Annotated in this window: 16 protein-coding genes; 4 read left to right on the forward strand and 12 right to left on the reverse strand. The window is 64.6% G+C overall.

Annotated elements, in window-relative coordinates:
- The 3 genes from GRI89_RS05080 to GRI89_RS05090 form a co-directional block, all read right to left on the reverse strand.
- Positions 1-419, reverse strand: a 419-nt coding sequence (locus tag GRI89_RS05080; RefSeq protein ID WP_159792858.1) for a DUF6152 family protein, incomplete at its 3' end; no start/stop codon positions are given.
- A gap of 49 nt (positions 420-468) precedes the next feature.
- Positions 469-1,290 carry a hypothetical protein gene (locus GRI89_RS05085; protein WP_201290868.1) on the reverse strand — a complete coding sequence of 274 codons (822 nt, stop codon included), beginning with the start codon at positions 1,288-1,290 and terminating at the stop codon, positions 469-471.
- Positions 1,291-1,327: 37 nt separating this feature from the next.
- Positions 1,328-3,247: an outer membrane protein assembly factor BamB family protein gene (locus tag GRI89_RS05090; protein WP_159792860.1), complete on the reverse strand. Its 1,920-nt coding sequence runs from the start codon at positions 3,245-3,247 to the stop codon at positions 1,328-1,330.
- A 150-nt stretch (positions 3,248-3,397) separates the two neighbouring features.
- Between GRI89_RS05090 and GRI89_RS05095 the strand changes: the two genes are divergently transcribed.
- From GRI89_RS05095 to GRI89_RS05105, 3 genes are all read left to right on the forward strand, one after another.
- Positions 3,398-4,435, forward strand: a complete 1,038-nt coding sequence (locus tag GRI89_RS05095) for a hypothetical protein (protein ID WP_159792862.1) — start codon at positions 3,398-3,400, stop codon at positions 4,433-4,435.
- A gap of 113 nt (positions 4,436-4,548) precedes the next feature.
- A complete protein-coding gene (locus GRI89_RS05100; RefSeq protein WP_159792864.1) occupies positions 4,549-5,076 on the forward strand; it encodes a DUF6644 family protein in 528 nt (175 codons plus the stop codon).
- A 10-nt stretch (positions 5,077-5,086) separates the two neighbouring features.
- Positions 5,087-5,602, forward strand: coding sequence for a hypothetical protein (locus GRI89_RS05105; protein WP_159792866.1), 516 nt, complete (start codon positions 5,087-5,089; stop codon positions 5,600-5,602).
- Between the two features lie 52 nt (positions 5,603-5,654).
- On the opposite strand, the gene GRI89_RS05110 is transcribed toward GRI89_RS05105, so the two are convergent.
- The 8 genes from GRI89_RS05110 to GRI89_RS05145 form a co-directional block, all read right to left on the reverse strand.
- A complete protein-coding gene (locus GRI89_RS05110; protein WP_159792868.1) occupies positions 5,655-7,766 on the reverse strand; it encodes an outer membrane protein assembly factor BamB family protein in 2,112 nt (703 codons plus the stop codon).
- A gap of 30 nt (positions 7,767-7,796) precedes the next feature.
- Complete coding sequence (locus GRI89_RS05115; protein ID WP_159792870.1) at positions 7,797-9,467, reverse strand: carboxylesterase/lipase family protein; 1,671 nt, start codon at positions 9,465-9,467, stop codon at positions 7,797-7,799.
- Positions 9,464-10,627 (reverse strand): hypothetical protein, encoded by a 1,164-nt coding sequence (locus tag GRI89_RS05120; protein WP_159792872.1) that lies wholly within the window; start codon positions 10,625-10,627, stop codon positions 9,464-9,466. The genes GRI89_RS05115 and GRI89_RS05120 overlap by 4 nt, the downstream gene beginning before the upstream one ends.
- On the reverse strand, positions 10,624-11,658 hold the full coding sequence (locus tag GRI89_RS05125; protein ID WP_159792874.1) for a hypothetical protein: 1,035 nt from the start codon (positions 11,656-11,658) through the stop codon (positions 10,624-10,626). The genes GRI89_RS05120 and GRI89_RS05125 overlap by 4 nt, the downstream gene beginning before the upstream one ends.
- Positions 11,655-13,607 (reverse strand): pyrroloquinoline quinone-dependent dehydrogenase, encoded by a 1,953-nt coding sequence (locus GRI89_RS05130; protein ID WP_159792876.1) that lies wholly within the window; start codon positions 13,605-13,607, stop codon positions 11,655-11,657. The genes GRI89_RS05125 and GRI89_RS05130 overlap by 4 nt, the downstream gene beginning before the upstream one ends.
- 130 nt (positions 13,608-13,737) lie before the next feature.
- The gene (locus GRI89_RS05135) at positions 13,738-14,349 is read right to left on the reverse strand and encodes a hypothetical protein (RefSeq protein ID WP_159792878.1); all 612 of its coding nucleotides are present in this window, start codon (positions 14,347-14,349) and stop codon (positions 13,738-13,740) included.
- A complete protein-coding gene (locus GRI89_RS05140) occupies positions 14,346-15,053 on the reverse strand; it encodes a HupE/UreJ family protein (RefSeq protein WP_159792880.1) in 708 nt (235 codons plus the stop codon). Before GRI89_RS05140 ends, GRI89_RS05135 begins: the two co-directional genes overlap by 4 nt.
- Positions 15,034-15,501 carry a hypothetical protein gene (locus tag GRI89_RS05145; RefSeq protein WP_159792882.1) on the reverse strand — a complete coding sequence of 156 codons (468 nt, stop codon included), beginning with the start codon at positions 15,499-15,501 and terminating at the stop codon, positions 15,034-15,036. Before GRI89_RS05145 ends, GRI89_RS05140 begins: the two co-directional genes overlap by 20 nt.
- Before the next feature lie 154 nt (positions 15,502-15,655).
- On the opposite strand from GRI89_RS05145, the gene GRI89_RS05150 reads away from it, so the two are divergent.
- Positions 15,656-16,036, forward strand: coding sequence for a c-type cytochrome (locus GRI89_RS05150; RefSeq protein WP_328598105.1), 381 nt, complete (start codon positions 15,656-15,658; stop codon positions 16,034-16,036).
- A gap of 65 nt (positions 16,037-16,101) precedes the next feature.
- On the opposite strand, the gene GRI89_RS05155 is transcribed toward GRI89_RS05150, so the two are convergent.
- Entirely contained in the window at positions 16,102-17,091 is a 990-nt protein-coding gene (locus tag GRI89_RS05155; RefSeq protein WP_159792886.1) for a VOC family protein, read from the reverse strand.
- Positions 17,092-17,098 lie beyond the last annotated feature (7 nt).

Consider the following 17,098-nt stretch of genomic DNA (forward strand, 5'->3'; position numbering starts at 1 on the left):
TTGCCTTCGGCGCGCTTGGCGGCGGCGGCGACCGCTTCGGTCGTCGGGTTGCCGAGCGAGAGCTCGCGGCCGTCGGGGAAGCTGATTTCCGCGGCGCTGGCGCGGGTATCGCCGTCGCGGGCCTGGAAGGCCTGGACGATGATCTTGGTGCCGGCCGGCAGCGAGTTCCTGTTCCAGCCGCGACGCAGCAGAGCCGACGGGGCACCGCCCTCAACGCGCCAGACCTGGCCGTTGGGAAGCTTGATGTGGATCCACGAGTGGGGGTTGACCCACTCGAACTTCACGACCGAGCCTTCCAGCTTGATCGGCTTGTTACGGTCGAATTCAGCGGCGAACGAGTGGTGGGCAACTGCCGCGCCCGCCGCGCCGACCGCCAGCACGGCGCCGATAACGGCGTTGCGCCAGGTCTTGATACGCATGGTGTCTTGCTCCTTGTAATTCAAATGAGGTTCGGCCTTTGCCGTTCCCTTACTTTTCCAGTCCCAGCCGCTTCTTCGCCTCGTCGTCCATCGTGTCGTAGAGATCACCGTAGAGGTACATCTCGGCAAACGGGACGCACTTGAACTCGAGCAGCTGCGCGTTCTCCTCCAACCGCCTGTAAAGCGGCATCTTTATGGTCCACGGCTTGGTGTAGAGGTTCGGATCGTCGAATGTGACCGAGTAATCCAGCACGTTCGGTCCCCGCGGAGTGAACCGTTCCGTGACGGTCGTGGTCGGTGCCACGTAGTTGCCGGCCCGGTCGAGCCAGGTTTCCCCGTTCTGCGCAAGGGTCACCACGACCAGCGTGTTGCCTTCCCACTGGCCGTACGACGTGCCCATCCAGGTATCGATCGGCGGGATGCCGACTTCACCGATGTCGATCACGCGGTTGGCCGAGGCATATTCGTAGGCCATCAGGATGTCGCCGCCGCCCTGAACGATCTGGAACGGATAGCCCATGTAGGTCGCCCGCGGGATGCCCGGGAGATAGCAGGCCTTTTCCGGATCGAGACCGGCGGCGCGCTTCTCGTCACGCGCCTTGCGGGCTTCGTCGGTGTAGGGAATTGAGCCGCCCTGGACGACGCCGAGGCTGGCCGGGATCGCCGCCTGCGCACCGATCGCGCGCTCGGCATCCTTGTTCGGCTGGGTCGCGGCCGAATGCGGCTCGAGGTCCCACTTGGCTTCGTTCATCGCCTGCCAGATGCCGTTGATGTTCGGGTGGCCGTTGATCGTGGCCGGGTCCTGTGCGGACACCGCAGCCGCCGATACGAAACACGCCGCGGCAGCGGCCACCTTAAGAAACTTTCCCATCCCTTTATTTCCTCTCTGACTTCTGCCCTTCGCCTTATCAGCGAAGCGCGTAGGCGACAATCGTGCCGCCTGCGTTGATTGCGACGTATTGCTTACCGCTTTTTCCGCGATAGCTCATTGGGTTGGCGTTGGCATTGCCCGGAAGCGTGACCTCCCAAAGCTGGCTGCCGGTATCCTGGTCGAAAGCGCGGAAGCGCTTGTCGTTGGTCGCGCCGATGAACACCAGTCCACCGGCGGTTGCGGTCGGGCCGGCGCTGCCGGAGTTGCCGACCAGTTGCTTGCCTTCGGGCAGGTCCGGGTTGATGCCGAGCGGCACCTGCCACTTGATCTGCCCGGTGTTTGCATCGACCGCGGTTAGGTTCGACCACGGCGGCTTGTAGCAAGGCGCCTGCGCGCCGACCGCGCGACCTTTGTCGTCGTACTTGCCCGAAATCGGCGCGGTGAAGCTGTGGAACGGGCCGACGCCGTCGATGAAGGAGCGATCGTATTCGGGCGCGACCGCGGCATCGAAGCTGTAGGGTTTGTCGCCGACGACCTTCTCGACCCAGCCGACCAGCGAGCCGTTCTGCGCGTTGGCGAAGACCACGCCGGTGTTCGGGTTGACCGCGGTGCCGCCCCAGTTGACGCCGCCGGTGCCGCCCGGGAACTGGATCGTCGAGCGGGGCGGCGCGTCGGCAGCCTTGAACATGAACGGGGTGTAGGGCCCGACGTTGAAGAAACCGCCGGCCTTCTGCCACAGGTCGCGGCAGGCCGCGGCGTGCTCGGGCGTGGTGTCTTCGGGCGTTACCATATCCTGGTAGGTCATCTCGACGCGGCTCAGCGGCGGAGTGATGGCCGGGAATGGCTGCGTCGGGCTGTAATATTCGCCGGGGACGTCGCCCGGAGGCACCGGACGTTCCTCGACCGGCAGGACCGGCTTGCCGTCACCCGCGTCGAGCACGAAGAACATGCTGGACTTGCCGACGTTGGCGATGACCTTGTGCTTCTTGCCGTCGGGCCCGTTCACCGTGAACAGCGGCCCGGCATAGCTCATGTCGATATCCCAGAGGTCGTGGTGCACCGTCTGGAAATGCCACTTGTACTTGCCGGTCTTGAGATCGACCGCAACGACCGAATTTCCGAACACGTTCGAGCCCGGGCGGTCGCCACCGTAATAGTTGTGCGCCGGTCCGGCGATCGGCAGGTAGGCTGTGCCGGTGCTCTCGTCGACGGTTGCCTGGAAGCCCCACATGTTGGTGCCGCCGCGATCCTTCCACCCTTCGCCCCAGGTGTCGCTGAAGGGCTGGCCGGCATCGGGCGTGGTGTCGAATTCCCACAGCTTCTTGCCGGTCACGATGTCGTAGGCGCGCGGATTGCCGGCATTGCCCTGCGGGCTTTCGAGCGAGGCGGCACCAATGATCGCGACATCGCCGCCTATGGTCGGAACGCCGCCATAGGCGATCGTCACATCGATCTCGCCGCTGTTACCGAACTTGGCCACTTTCTTGCCGGTCGCCGCATCGAGTTGGATCAGGCGCGAGCCAGCCATCACCACGATGCGCGGCGCATAACCCTTCTTGCCGGGCCAGTACGCGACCCCGCGGCCGGACATGCCGCCGCCCGGTCCGGACGCCTTCGGTTCTTCGTAGACCCAGACTTCCGCGCCGGTATCGGCATCGAGCGCGACGACCTTGTTGCCGACGCTGACGTACATCGTTCCATTGATGACCAGGGGGACGGCGCTGTTGAAGCCCTTGAGCGCGTAGGACCACTTTTCGCCCAGGCCGGCGACGTTGGACTTGTTGATCTCGTCCAGCGGCGAGAAGCGATCGGAATCGAGAGTGCGGTTGATCGTCCGCCAGTCGCCGTCGGGCATCGTCGAAGCCTTGTTCGACTGGGCCCCGACCGGGGCAAGGATGCCCATGGCCGCCATGCAGGCCAAGCCGGACACCAGCCCGAATTTCGCGATCTGACGCATTTCCTACAGGCCCCCTCGAGCACCACCGATTTCGCCGAATCCGAAGCCCGGCATATCCTTTTGTTGACTTAGTCCTAATGTGGGTTAGTGACTTTGACAATGCCCTGTCGCTCAACAATGATGCGCGGCGAGGGCGGGGAGTAGAGGCGCATGAAACCAGGACTTGCCGCATTGGGCATGGGCGTCTTTGCCCTCGCCATGCCGGCATGCGTCCTGCAAGCGCAGGAGGCTTCGGCCACCTTTCAACCGCCGCGTACGGAATGGGGCGATCCGGACTTGACCGGCATGTGGCCGCTCGAAGTCGGCCAGACTCCCATGCAGCGCAACCCCCGCTACGGCGACCAGGCCTACCTGACCGACGAGGAATACGAGGCCGCGCTCAAGGCTGCGATCGAGCTCAACCAAGGCGCCGATGTCGAAGAGCGGTCGGACACCCTTGGCGCGGGTAGCTGGTTCGAGCGCGGCAGGGTTCTGCGCCAGACCTCGCTGGTGATGGAGCCGGCCAATGGCCGAATCCCGCCGCTGACCGAGGAGGGTAAGCGCCGCTCCGAGGCCTCGCGTTCGAGCTGGGACAACGACGTCTTCGAGACGATCTTCGACTTCAATTCGCTCGACCGCTGCATCACTCGCGGCCTGCCCGCGACGATGATTCCGTTCCCCTACAACAACGGCGTCGAGATCTTCCAGGCACCGGGCTATGTCGTGTTCAACCACGAGATGATCCACGAGACGCGAATCATCCCGGTGTTCGACCGCCCGCAGCTACCTGACGAAATGCGGACCTGGCTGGGCGATTCGCGGGGCCACTGGGAAGGTAACACGCTGGTCGTGGTCTCTACCAACTTCAATGGCGAGAGCCCGATGGTCATCGTCGGCCCGACCAACCAGAAGCTGATGACCAGCGACCAGCTCAAGGTCACCGAGCACTTCACGATGACCGGGTCCGACACGATCCGTTACGAAGCCTGGATCGAGGACCCCGTGATCCTGACCGCACCGTTCAAGATGGATTTCCCGTGGCGGCGCGACGAGAGCTACGAGAGTTTCGAATATGCCTGTCACGAAGGCAACACGCTGATCCCCGCCTACATCAAGGCGACGAGCCCGCGGTTCGCCGCCGAGCGTGCGGCAGGGATCGCGGCCCGCGAGGCAGCGCACAGGGATGCGGGGAAAATCACGCCGGAATAGGTCGGCAACGCAGCATGTAACTGCCGGTTACCGTAAATAACTCGGCAAGACGGACGAAGTCCGCCACTCGCGCCATGGACGAGGGTGGCCAGACAAGAGGGAAGACGCTTTCGATGAGTGACCTGTTATTCAATTTTACGGAGTGGCTGAGGACGACGTTCCTCGTCGACTTCTCGCTATGGATCTCCGACACATCGCTGAGCATGTGGCTGGTCACCCACTTCTGGGCCATCCCGATCATGCAGGTGGTCCACATCCTGTCGATCGCCGCGGCCTTCGGTGCAATCCTGATGATCAACCTGCGGATCTTCGGCATGGCCGGCATGGACCGGACCTTCGCCGAGACCGAGCGCCGCTACACGCGGTGGATCTGGTGGGCGCTGCTGACGCTGGTCATCTCCGGCCTCGGCATGATTACCGCCGAACCCATCCGCGAGCTGATCAACCCGATCTTCTGGATCAAGATGATCCTGGTGATCGTCGCGATCCTCACGAGCCTGTGGTTCCATCGCGGCGTCATGACCAAGCTTTCGACCGGTGGGGCGATTACCTCCGGCACCAAGGGCGGAGCCGTCTTCATCATTATCTTGTGGTGCGTCATCATGCTGTGCGGTCGCTGGATCGCCTACGCGCCGGTCTGAGGAGTTCTAAATGTCGCTGTATCCGGAACCGACCAACATCTGGGAATCGATCGAGTATTCGGCGCTCGGGACGACGATCGCCGAATCCACGTGGATGTTCCCGACGCTGGAGACGCTGCACGTCATTTCGTTCGTCATCGTGCTCGGCACCATCTTCGTGATGGACCTGCGCATGCTGGGGTGGACCTCGAACAAGTTCGCGGTCACCGCCACCGCCAAGGACACGCTGCCATGGACCTGGGGCGCGTTCGTCTGCGCGGCGATTACCGGCCTGCTGCTCTTCACCAGCAAGGCGAGCAGCTACATGGAGAACCCGTGGTTCATCCGGAAGCTGGTGATGATCGCCTTCGCCGGTCTGAACATGATGTACTTCCACTTCATCACCTATCGCACGGTCACGCACTGGGACCGCGACGCGTCGATGCCGTTCGCGGTCAAGGTCGCGGGCGCGCTGTCGCTGATCTCGTGGGTCGTGGTGGTGTTCTTCGGCCGCGCGATCGGCTTCACGCTCGGCATCTTCGGCTGAGCGCAAACACCATTGAAATTGCGAAGGGCCGGCCGATGCGCCGGCCCTTTTGCTATTCGTCGTCGGGCAGGGCGAAGACGTAGACCGCCGAGCTGGTGACCGGCGGCAACTGCGTCTCCGGGATCACGTCGGGAATTCCGAACGACAGCGGGTTTCCGACACCGGTGACCATCGCGACGTACTGCTTGCCGTCGATCGAATAGGTGATGGCCGAAGCGTTGGGGACGCCGGTGACGCCCGTGCTCCACAGCTGCTTGCCGGTCTTCTGGTCGTAGGCGACGAACTGACGGTCCATCCAGCCGGTGAACAGCAGGCCGCCGGCCGTGGTCAGGATGCCCATGTCGGGCGTCTGGCGGCGGCGGGTCTCCCACAGCACCTTGCCGCTCTGCGGGTCGATTGCCTGTAGCACGCCATAGTTGCCGTCACCGTTGGGCGGAGGGGCATAGACGGCCCTGACGCCGGTGCTGAGCAGGCCCGCGCCGCTGGTCGGTGTCAGGTCGGTGCAGACATCGCGCGCGTTGACGAAGAAGGTCTTGGTTTCCGGGTTCCACGAGGTCGGCGACCAGTTGCGGCCCCCGCCGCCGTGCGGGCACATGAACACCGGCCCCTTGTCGCGTCCCGGCGTCAACTCCGGTTTCACGTGCTTGTCGCCGGTGACGGGGTCGATCCGGTCGATGTAGTCCTGGATGCCCATGTCGAAGGTCTTGAGGTACTTGCCGGTCTTCGCGTCGAGCGCGTCGAACAGCCCGCTCTTGCCGCCAGTGAGCACGACCCGCTCGGTCTTGCCGCCGACCTCGAGCGTGCCGATCACACGGTCGAAGACCCAGTCGAGGTCGTACTGGTCGTTGCGGTTGTGCTGATAGTACCAGACCAGCTTGCCGGTGTGCGGATCGAACGCCAGTGTGCTCTCGGTATAGAGCGCGTCGTTGTTCATGCCCGGCTTGAGATCGCGCAGCGGCGCGGTGTCGTAAGTGTTGCCGACGCCCCACAGCGCCAGCTTGTTGACCGGGTCGTAGCTGCCCGATGTCCAGACCGAACCGCCCTTGCGCTCGTTCGAGGGCTCGCCGTTCCACGTATCGCCGCCTGGCTGGCCGTCCTTGGCCACGGTCTCGAAAGTCCATAGCCGCTTGCCGGTCGCGGCATCGAAGGCGGTGATGATGCCTCCGCCCGGTGCCTGGCTCGCCATGCCCTGCATGATGACCCCGTCGGCGGCCAGCGGCCCGCCCGGGTTGCGCATGCCGTCGCGGTCGGTCAGCGACGTTTCCCATACTAGCTTGCCGGTCTGGGCGTTGAGCGCGATCATCTTGTTGTCGGACGTCGCAGTGTAGAGATTGTCGCCGTAGAGCGCGATCGTCTTGTGCGAGGTCAGCGGCGTGCCCTCGGCCAGCTTGCGCTGGTAGCGCCACAGCATCCGCCCGCTCGCCGCGTCGAAGGCGAAGACCTGGTCGCCGTAGCCGAAGACGTAGAGCACGCCGTTGTGCACCAACGGTTCGTTCATGTTGTTGCCCGCGGGCAGGGCCTGCGCCCAGGCTACGGTCAGCTTGCCGACGTTGCTGGTGTCGATCTGCCCCAGCGGCGAATATCCGTGGCCGAGGTGGCTGCGGCGCCATGCCGGCCATTCGTCGGCCGGCGGGTCGGACAGCAACGCCTCGGTCACCGGTGTGTAACTGGCCAGCGGATTGGGGATCGGCGGTCCCGGCGGCAGCGGGTGGACGCGGGTCGACAGGCCGCCGACGGCGCTGTCCACCGTCGGGGCCGGAAGTGTCACCTCGGAAAGGTTCTCTCCGGCGCTGAGCGGCCCGTCATGCTTCGCGCCGTTCTGCTCCATGATGTATGCGATGATGTTGGTGTAGGTCTCGTCGGGCAGGATACCGCCCTGGCCCGGCGGCATGTTCTCGCGGATGTAAACGCTCAGGTCGTCGAGCGTTGCCGAGCCCGCGCCCCACTTGCCGAGGAACTCGTCGCCCTTCAGCCCCGTGGCGATCTGGCCCTGCATTTCCGCGCCGTGGCAGGCCGCGCAATTCTTCGCATAGGCGAGCTTGCCGGCTTCGGCCTGCGCGGAGAAGCTGGCGAGGTTCTGCGCCAGCCCGGCCGTGCCCAGCGCGGCGAGGGCCGAGGCGGCGAGGAGGAGCGGCACGCGCCGCCCCCGGTGCGACAGCGACATTTGCTACTCCTCCCCTCGTACCTTCGCGGGCTACTTGTCCGTCATGCCCAGCGGAGTGGCCACATCCCGCTGGAACAGCGCGCTGTAGAGTTCGACCTGCGCCGGCGTCATGGTGGGGCCCGCCGCCGACATGTCGTTCGCCTTGAGCAGGAACGCCTCGTTCTCCTTGAGCGTGCTTGCCTTTGGCCATGTCGGCAGACCGGGGCCGTTGGGATTGCCGGTCTTGGCGAAGTTTACCCAATAGCTCGACATCTGGTCGGCCAGCTTGAGGTCTTCCGCACTCCTGCTCGCCACTTCGGGCGAGCTCGGGTCCGGCACTTCGCGCGGCTTGTCGAGGTTGTTGAACATGTAGGCCAGTTCCGACGCGTGGGTCGGGCCCCCGCTCGGCTTGCCTTCGGCGGCCGGCGGGTTGTGCGCGAACTGATACAGGTATGCGCTCTTGCCGATTTTCGCCTGGTCGTCGGCATAGCGGTGCATGAACCAGGCGATTCCGTCGGTGAACGGGCGCGAGGACACTGCCCGCGCCTGTTCGTCGGTCTCCGCTGGGTAAGCCTTCAGCCCGACCTCAGCCAGGTCGCGCCAACGCTGCTCGGCACCGGATTTCCAGTTGGCTGCCGTCATCGGCGGGCCGAAGCCGAAGCTGCCGCCCTCGTTGGCGTTCGAGCCGAGCAAGACGTCGACCTTGTTCTGCCGCCCTTCGGCGAAGGTAATCGACTGGTCTTCCGGCACGATCCAGCCATCGACGATGATGCCTTGCGCGCGGCCGAGCTTGGCGGCGACTTCGTCCGCCGGCAGGGACTGGAGGTCGGCGAGGTTCTTGATCCCGGCCTTTTCCATTGCCGCCGCGGTCTGCGCTTCGGCGGCTTCGCGGGTGACCATCTTGGCGGCAGTGAGGCCGGCCCAGGCGCCGCTTTGCGAAATGGCCTTGTTGAACAGACCCTTGGCGACCGGGGAACCGACCAGTGCGGCCGAGACGCAGGCACCCGCCGACTGGCCGAAAATCGTCACGTTGTCGGGATCGCCACCGAACGCCGCGATATTGGCTTTGACCCATTCGAGCGAAGCGATCGCGTCCGACAGGGCCTGGTTGCCTGAAGCGCCGTTAGGCGAGCCTGCGGTTAGTTCGGACTGCGAGAGGAAGCCGAACGGGCCGACACGATAGTTCATCGAGACGACAATGACGCCCTTGCTGGCGAGCTTGCTGCCGTTGGCGAAGGGCATTGAGCCGCCGCCTTCGGCATAGGCGCCGCCGTAGAACCACACCATGACCGGCAGCTTTTCGCCCGAGGTCTTGGCCGGGGTCCAGACGTTAAGATTGAGGCAGTCCTCGCTTATTGCCGGTGAATCCGGCATGTCGGTCGCCTGGTTCACACCGATCGTGCGGGTCGGGGCCTTGGGCTGGATGCAGGTATCGCCCCACTTCGAACCGTCACGTACGCCATCCCACGCCTTGGGCGGCTGGGCCGGCTTGAAGCGAAGGTCGCCGACCGGGGCCGCGGCGAAGGGAATACCCTTGAACACCGTCACCCCGGCAACTTCGGCCGCGGTGCCCTTGACCATGCCCTGTGCCGTCCTGACCGGCTGGGCCATCGGCCCGTCGGCAGCGACGGCCGGGGTAGCAGAGAGGGCCATGGCGCCGGCCGCCAAGGCCAGCGCCAGGGGAGCGGCGGTAGCGGCGAAGCGCAATCGCGCTCCGCTCACTGAACGCCCCCGACCTCGTCCGTCGTTCCTTCGCCGACTCGTGCTTCGGGCTCGTGCGCCCCGACCAGGCTCGTCTTCAGGCCGCGTTCCGCACGCGAGGAATTGATGTAGTTGCGGACCTGCACGTTGCCCTCGTGGCAGGCGTATTCGAAGAACCCGTAATCGTCGTTGCGCGTCCACGGGAAGCGCGCCGTCCACGGAGCGGTGAAGACCTTCGGATCCGAATAGGTGACTTCGTAGACGATCGAGTTCTGGCCGGTCATCGTGAAGCGCTCGGTCACCTTGGCTTCTTCGCTGGTCGGGATCGTGTTGTTCGGCGGGACGCCCATGGTCGCCATGTTAAGCGGGCTCGGGCCGCGGTCGTAACCGTTGCCGACTACGCTATCGCCGGCCTTGATGTTGGTCGTTTCGACCACCAGCGTGTTCTTGTCTTCCCAGTAGCCGAGAGACTGGCCCATCCACGTGCGCACATTGGCGGGCCAGCGGGTCGCCTGCAGCTTCGCCCAATCCTTCTTGGCCACGACCGGGATGACCCGCGAATCGTGGATCATCTCGAGATCGATGACCACGGTGCCCGGACCCTGTTCGATGCGGATGCCGTTGTTATAGCGGAACGGGAACATCGAGCCCGGGAAGCCGCGCGACACGCAGCGGTCCCAGCTGTCGAAGTCCGACACCCAGTCATAGGGATGCTGGTTCCAGCTCGAGCGGCCGGCCTTGTACTTTTCCTCGCCATAGGCGGTGAATGCCGGGAGCTTGCCGTTGGCGGGCGAGACAAGGAATGCAGTCTGGCTGCCGTTGGCATCGGATTCGACCCAGTGGCCCATACCGATCTTGCCCTGCCGATCCTCTTCCTCGTAGCGCGCCTTTGAGCCTTCGGCCTGCTTGGCGCGCTCGTCGAGCTCTTCCTGATTCAGGTAGAAGCGATCGCCGTAGCGGTCGTTGCGCTGGAAGAAGATGCTAGCGATGTTGTCGATCGGCCAGACGCCGGTGAAGTCCGGATCGCCCCACGCGGTCTTCTTCGGCGTGAAGTCGTCGGGGACCGGAAGCAGCTTGGTCGGGTCGGCCACTGCCGTTTCGGCTAGGGCCGCACCGCCCATCGCGGTAGCTGCAAGGAGCGCCGCTGCGGCGGCGAAGCGGAAGGTGGTCTTGCGATTCATTGGGAGCTCTCCATTCCCTGCGCCCGTTCCTGGCGCGATACGTTGATGTAGTTGCGGATCTGTTCGTTGCCTTCGGTGCAGGCATACTCGAAAATCGAGAAGTCGTCGTCCCTCACCCAGTCGAGACGTGCGGACCATGGGGCGGTGAAGACCACCGGGTCGGTCCAGGTCATGTCGTAGACGATCGAGTCGGGGCCAGTCATCGTGAAGCGTTCCACAAGCCTGGCCTGCGGGCTCAGCGGGGTGTCATTCTCCGGCGGCGAACCGGTGGTGCCGATATTGGTGATCGACGGGCCCGGCTTGAAGTTGGTCGTTTCGACCACCAGCGTGTTGCCGTCTTCCCAATGGCCACGGCTTTCGCCCAGCCACATGTCGATCTGGCGCGGCAGCGACGGGCTGCCATCGGTCGGGATGATGCGCGTTTCGTGCACCATCTCGAGCTGGATCGCGACCACGCCGGGCGACTGGAAGATGCGGATCCCGTTGTTGTACATCACCGGGAACATCGAGGCCGGAAGACCGCGCGAGATGCAACGGTCCCAGCTGTCGAAATCGGTCGGCCAGTCGAACGCCTGCCCGCGCCGCCAGGTCGAGCGCATCTGGCCGGACAGGCGCTTGCCCTCCTCCGCGTAGGGCGGCAGGCGGCCGTCGCTCGGGCTGGTGATCCAGCTGGTGCGTCGGTTGGCCGCGGCGACTTCGGCCCAGTGGCCGATGCCCATCTTGCCCTGGCTGTCTTCGCTCTCGTAGCGCTTGGCGAGGATAGCGACCTGTTCGGTGCGCTCGGCGAATTCCTCGTCGGTGAGGTAGATGCGGTTGCCGTCCTTCGGATCGCGCATCAGCGGCGTGCGGCCGTTGAGGTGGTCGATCGGCCAGCCGCCGCTGATGTCGGGCTCGCCCCACTCGGTCTTGGTCGGCTTGTAGCCGTTCTGCGCCGGCGGCAGGACCGTGAGGTCCTGCAGAGCGTCCTGCGCGATTGCGGGCAGGGCACCGCTGGCGAGCACAGACGCAGCAAGAAGCGTCGTCAGCCTCATTTGCCGGGCAGTGCGAAGGCGACGTAGCGGTTCGGGCCGGGCTTGGACTGGCCGAGCTTGGGCGGGAACAGCCCGTCACCGCCGACCGCGAAGACGACGTATTCCTTGCCGCCTTCGGTGTAGACAGTCGGCACGCCTTCGCTCGCCGCGTCGAGCTGATGCTCCCACAGGACCTTGCCGGTCGCCGCGTCGCGCGCACGGACCTTGCGATCCGACGAGGTGCCGACGAACACGAGGCCGCCGGCGGTCGCGACCGGACCACCGCGCGGAGCGGTGCTGCCGGTGTCGCGAATGCCCTTCTCGGCCAGCATTGTGACCTCGCCGTTGGGAAGGTCCCAAATCTTCTCGCCGGTCTCCATGTTGTAGGCGGTAATCTTCGACCACGGCGGGGCGATTGCCGGCAGTCCGTTGGTCTGCAGCATGAAGTCGACGCCCGACTTGTAGGGCTTCACGTCGCCGCCGCCGTTGGGCATCGCCGCGGCCGCTTCGGGCCGTTCGTCGAGCGTGAGCTTGTCGAAGGTCGGCATCTGCTTGGAGACGACAAAAAACCGCTTCTTGACCGGGTCGACTGCCGAAGAGCCCCAGTTGGCGCCGCCGTTATGGCCGGGCAGCGAGATCGAGCCCTGGATGCTCGGCGGGGTGTAAAGCCCTTCGTTGCGCGCCGTCTTCAGCAGTTCGCGAAGCTTCGCCTGGTCTTCTTCCGAAATGTACGGGTTGATCATGTCTTCAGTAAAGACACCCTGACGTGCGAACGGTTCGGGCCAGGTCGGGAAAGGCTGCGTCGGCCAGGCCTTCTCGCCGGGGACGTCGGAGGCCGGGACCGGCTTTTCCTCGATCGGCCAGACCGGCTTGCCGGTGCGGCGATCGAGCACGAACAGGAAACCGAACTTGGTCGCCTGGATCAGGACCGGGATGTCCTTCCCGTCCTTACGAATGGTCATCAGCTTCGGCGCCTGCGGGATGTCGAAGTCCCACAGGTCGTGATGCAATGTCTGGTAGTGCCAGACGAGCTTGCCCGTCGCGGCATCGATCGCCAGGATCGTATTGGCGAACAGGTTCGCGCCTTCGCGATTGCCGCCATAGAAATCGTAGCGTGCGGTACCAGTCGGGATGAAGACCAGGCCTAGCTTCTCGTCGACGGTCGATTCCGACCAGTTGTGCACGCCGCCGAACTGGTCGTGGTCCTTCTCCGGCCAGGTTTCGTATCCCAGTTCGCCCTTTTCGGGAACGGTGTGGAAGGTCCACTTCAGCGCGCCGGTATGAACGTCGTAGGCGTGGATGTCGGCCGGGGCGGAGGCGAAGTCGTAAGCCGCCGCCGGCAGGGACATGATGATCGTGTCCTTGTAGATCCGGCCCGGATTGTTGGTCATCAGCGGCCGTTCGGGCATCTTGTTCGGCTCGAGACCGGTGCGGATGTCGACCTTCCCGTCGGTGCCGAAGCTGGTGATAGGTTCGCCGTTGTCGGCGTTGACCGCGCGCAGCATGCCATCGTTGAGGAAGTAGAACCGGCGGTCCTTGCCATCCGCGCTCTGCCAGAAGTTCATGCCGCGGCCACCGACCCGGCCACCGTAGTCCTTCGACCACTTCTGAGCGCCTGTTGTCGCATCGAGCGCGACGAGCTTGGCCCCATTCATCAGGTAGACGGTGTCGCCTATCTTTACGGGGTTAAACTGCGGCGCCTGCCCGGGCCCGGTTTCAAAGGTCCAGGCGACTTCGAGCTGCGCGACATTGCTGGTGTCGATCTGCGCCGCCGACGAGTACTGCGACGAATCCGCGCCACCGAGGTACGAATCCCACCCGGCGTAGTCGAAACTGGTCGCGGTGTCGGCGCTGGCCGAAGCCACTTCGCTCGTGCTGCCGGTCGAGGTGCAGGCCGAAGCGAGCAGGGCCGCGGCGCACGCGGCAACGAGGCTGCGCTCACGGCGCGGCGAATTGCTGTTGGTTCTCAAGAATGCCCCAGACGTCATTTGACAGGTTATCTCCCGCGCGCAGCCTAGCCGACACATGGCTCAGACAACAAGGGTGGAATCGCCCTTTCGTTGACAAAATCCGAAAAATTCGCGCGCGGTTGGGGAAAGCTCAGCTTTCGTCATCGCTCGCTGCCGGAGGCACCAGCGCGCGCGGGTATTCGCCCGCTTTGGAGAAGACCGTCGACTCCGTCATCGGTCCCGCGGCCTTGAGCATCACCGTGACATTGTCCGTTGTGCGATTCTGCCAGTACCAGCCATGGATTCCGCTGAACTGCGCGGTGTAGACGCCGCTCTGCGAGGGCGCCTTCTCGATCGAATAGCTCTCGGTCAGGTCGACGCCGCCTTCGAAGGGATGGCTGTGCATGTCGTAATCGACCGGCCCGGTGGCGGCCCATTCGAAACGCATCTTGTCGCCCTCGGCGAGGGTGTACTTGAACTCGCCCGATTCGAACGGGCCAAGCTCGAGCGTGTAGACGTCGTCGGGCCTGGCGATGTCGCCCTCGAGCGGGGCGAGCACGCCGACGCGCTTCTTGCCGCGTTCGAGATAGATGTTCTCGGGCTCCTCCGACAGGACGCTGAGGCCGAGCGCCTTGCCGAGGCCGGTCGGGTCCTTACCGAACTCTGCGGGCATGACGAAAACGACGACGATCGCCGCGGCGACGATTACGGCAACCGCGCCGCCGATGATCACTTTTTTGCGCGAGGGTGCTGCTTCGGTCATGAGGTAGCCAATCCTGACAATTGATAGAGCGTGAGTGCGAGGCCCACGGCGACCAGCAGCCAGTTGGCCAAGCGCGCGCCGCGATCGAAGCTGGGCGAGGTCCGCCACAGATTGAGAAGGAAGACGACGACGGTCAGCACCAGCACCTGCCCGACCTCGACGCCGATGTTGAAACCGATGAGGTTTATGAGCAGTCCGTTCTCGGAAATCGCCAGGTCCTGCAGCTTGGTGGCAAGGCCGAGGCCGTGGAACAGGCCGAAGACCAGCACCACCCAGCGCGGGTCGAAATTCCAGCCGAGCTTCTTGAATGCCCCGAGGTTCTCGGCCGCCTTGTAGACCACCGACAGGCCGATGATCGCGTCGATCACGTAGGGGTTGCCGCCGGTGTGGAGCAGCACACCGCCCATCAGCGTCAGCGAGTGGCCGATGGTGAACATCGACACATAGATCACCACGTCGCGCAGCCGGCGCAGGTAGAAAACCACGCCGACGAGGAAGGCGATGTGATCGTACCCGGTGACCATGTGCTTGGCCCCGAGGTAGAGGAACGGGATGAACGCCGGCCCGTCGATCCCGGCCACCGCCTTCCGGTCGGATTCCGAAACGTCGTGCGCCAGCGCCGCGTCGGCGAGCAGGATGATGGCGGCGATCAGCAGCAGCGGCTTGAGCCGCTCGAAGGTCGACTTAGCCAGTGCTGGTGGCATCGGCCCCGGTCTCCGGAGTTTCCGCAGGATAGGCTTCGTGGCAGGCCGAGCAGACCGAATACATCGTGCCGCCGACCTCGAAGACCTTGTCCGGATCCTTGGCCTTGGCGGCCGCTTCTGCATCGGCGGAGATCTTTATCAGCCCGTCGGCAAAGTCGTTCCATCCCGATCCGCGCGTGTCGCTGTAGGCGGGATCCTTAAGTTCCTTGCCGATTTCGCCGAGCCGGGCCGCGGCCTGAGCGACGTCGGCCCACTCGGCATCGGTCTGCGGCTCGATGTCGTGATCGCCGGATTCGTCGCTGATGAACTGGACCGCGTTCCAGTAAATCTCCGCCGTCGGCTGGACGTCCTGCGCCATGTAATCCTTGATCGGCTTGGCAGGCTCGCCGCTGGTGCAGGCGGCGAGAGCGGTCGACAATGCAAACATAGTCAATGTGCGGCGGATCATTCCGGTCCCCTCGTTGGCTTGCGTGAACGTTCGGGTGAGCCTTCGTTCAACTTCGCTTCATGGCCTTCGCGCTACATCGTGATTGACTTTCGGGGCAAGTGCAAGCAATGGCGGCCTCGGAAACGGACAAAATCAACAAGTGGAGTTGACCGGGGTGATTAAGCCGAATTCGAAGAAGGACGTTCTCTACGCCGTGTTGGCCGCAGTGGCCGGCATTGTCGCAGGCTGCGGCATGCTCGCGGCGAGCGCCCATGCCGAAGAGGCGCCACATCCGGCGCACGTCGACAAGGACGCGGCGCGCGACCTCTTCAACACCTATTCGTGCAGTGCCTGCCACTCGCTGACCGACGCCGGCGCGACCGGCAGCGTCGGCCCTTCGCTCGACGATCCCGCGCTGACCCGCGATTTCATCATCGGCCGGGTCACCAACGGGCAGGGCGCGATGCCGAGCTTCGGCGGCCAGCTCTCCGACGACGAGATCGCGCTGCTGGCCGACTACATCGTCGAGGTGAATCACCAGGCCCCAGCCCAATAAGGCGCGGCTGAACAAGTTGTATCCGGGAAGGGGCGGCCAGTGGCCGCCCTTTCTCGTTCTCGGGCCTAGTTGCCGGCCTGCTGCCGCGCGGTGCGGCTGTTGGGGCCGACCTGTGCGTAATAGTTGGTCACCCCGTCGGGATCGTTGAGCCATACGGTGACGAGGTCGAAACCGGCGAGCTTGTTGAGCGGCGTCTCCACCGCGATTCCGCGCGCCTTGGCCTTGGCGTCGGCCATCGGGGAATCGGTGACCACGTATTGAATCCCCGCGCTGCCGTTGTCGTGCCGCGATGTGTCGGGCGACTGATAAAGGTACAGCGTCGTCTCGCCATTGCGGAACGGGTAGAGTTCGAGCCCGGTCGTGGAGTCGGTAACCGCCGGCAGTTCGTCGAGCCCGACGAACTCGCGGTAGAACTTCCGGCTCACCGCCAGGTCGGACGCGGCGATGCCGACCCCGACGCCGTCGTTCGACCCGTCCTTGGCACCCGGCTCGATGACGATCTCGATCGGGAAGCCGCCCGGATCGTTCACCACCGCCGCTTCGGTGCCATCGGAGCGTTTCTGGAACATCGGAGCGTCGAATCCGGCGTCGCTGAAGCGCTTCATCAGCATGTGCTTGTCGGGATAGGTCAGGCGGAAGTAGCGAATGCCTGTGCCGCCCTTGATCCCGCCGCTCATGTCGTAGAGCCGGTTGCCCTGCTGACCAGCGCTGAGCTTGATCTGCGCCCTGCCGACGCCGGTCAGCAGCATCTGCTGGGTCGCGGTAAGCTGGATCGGGCTGAGCGACTTGAGCGCCAGCGCCTCGGTGTAGAACTTGACCATCTCCGCCGTTTTTTCGCGCGGATAGCGGCGGAACACGTTCATCGCCTCCATCGCCATCAGGTCGCGGGTCGAGCTCATCAGCTGTTCCTGCGTCAGTTCGCCCGGCTTGTAGGCGAGGTCGCTGGCGACGTTCATCTGCGCGCCCTCGGGCGTCCTTACGACAGTGTCCTGCGCCGATGCGGCAGCCGGGATGACGATTGCGGCGCCAAGCAGCCCGCGGACGATAGACTTCATCGCATTC

Origin of the sequence: Croceibacterium salegens (genome assembly GCF_009827435.1) — a bacterium.
GTDB lineage: Bacteria > Pseudomonadota > Alphaproteobacteria > Sphingomonadales > Sphingomonadaceae > Croceibacterium_B > Croceibacterium_B salegens.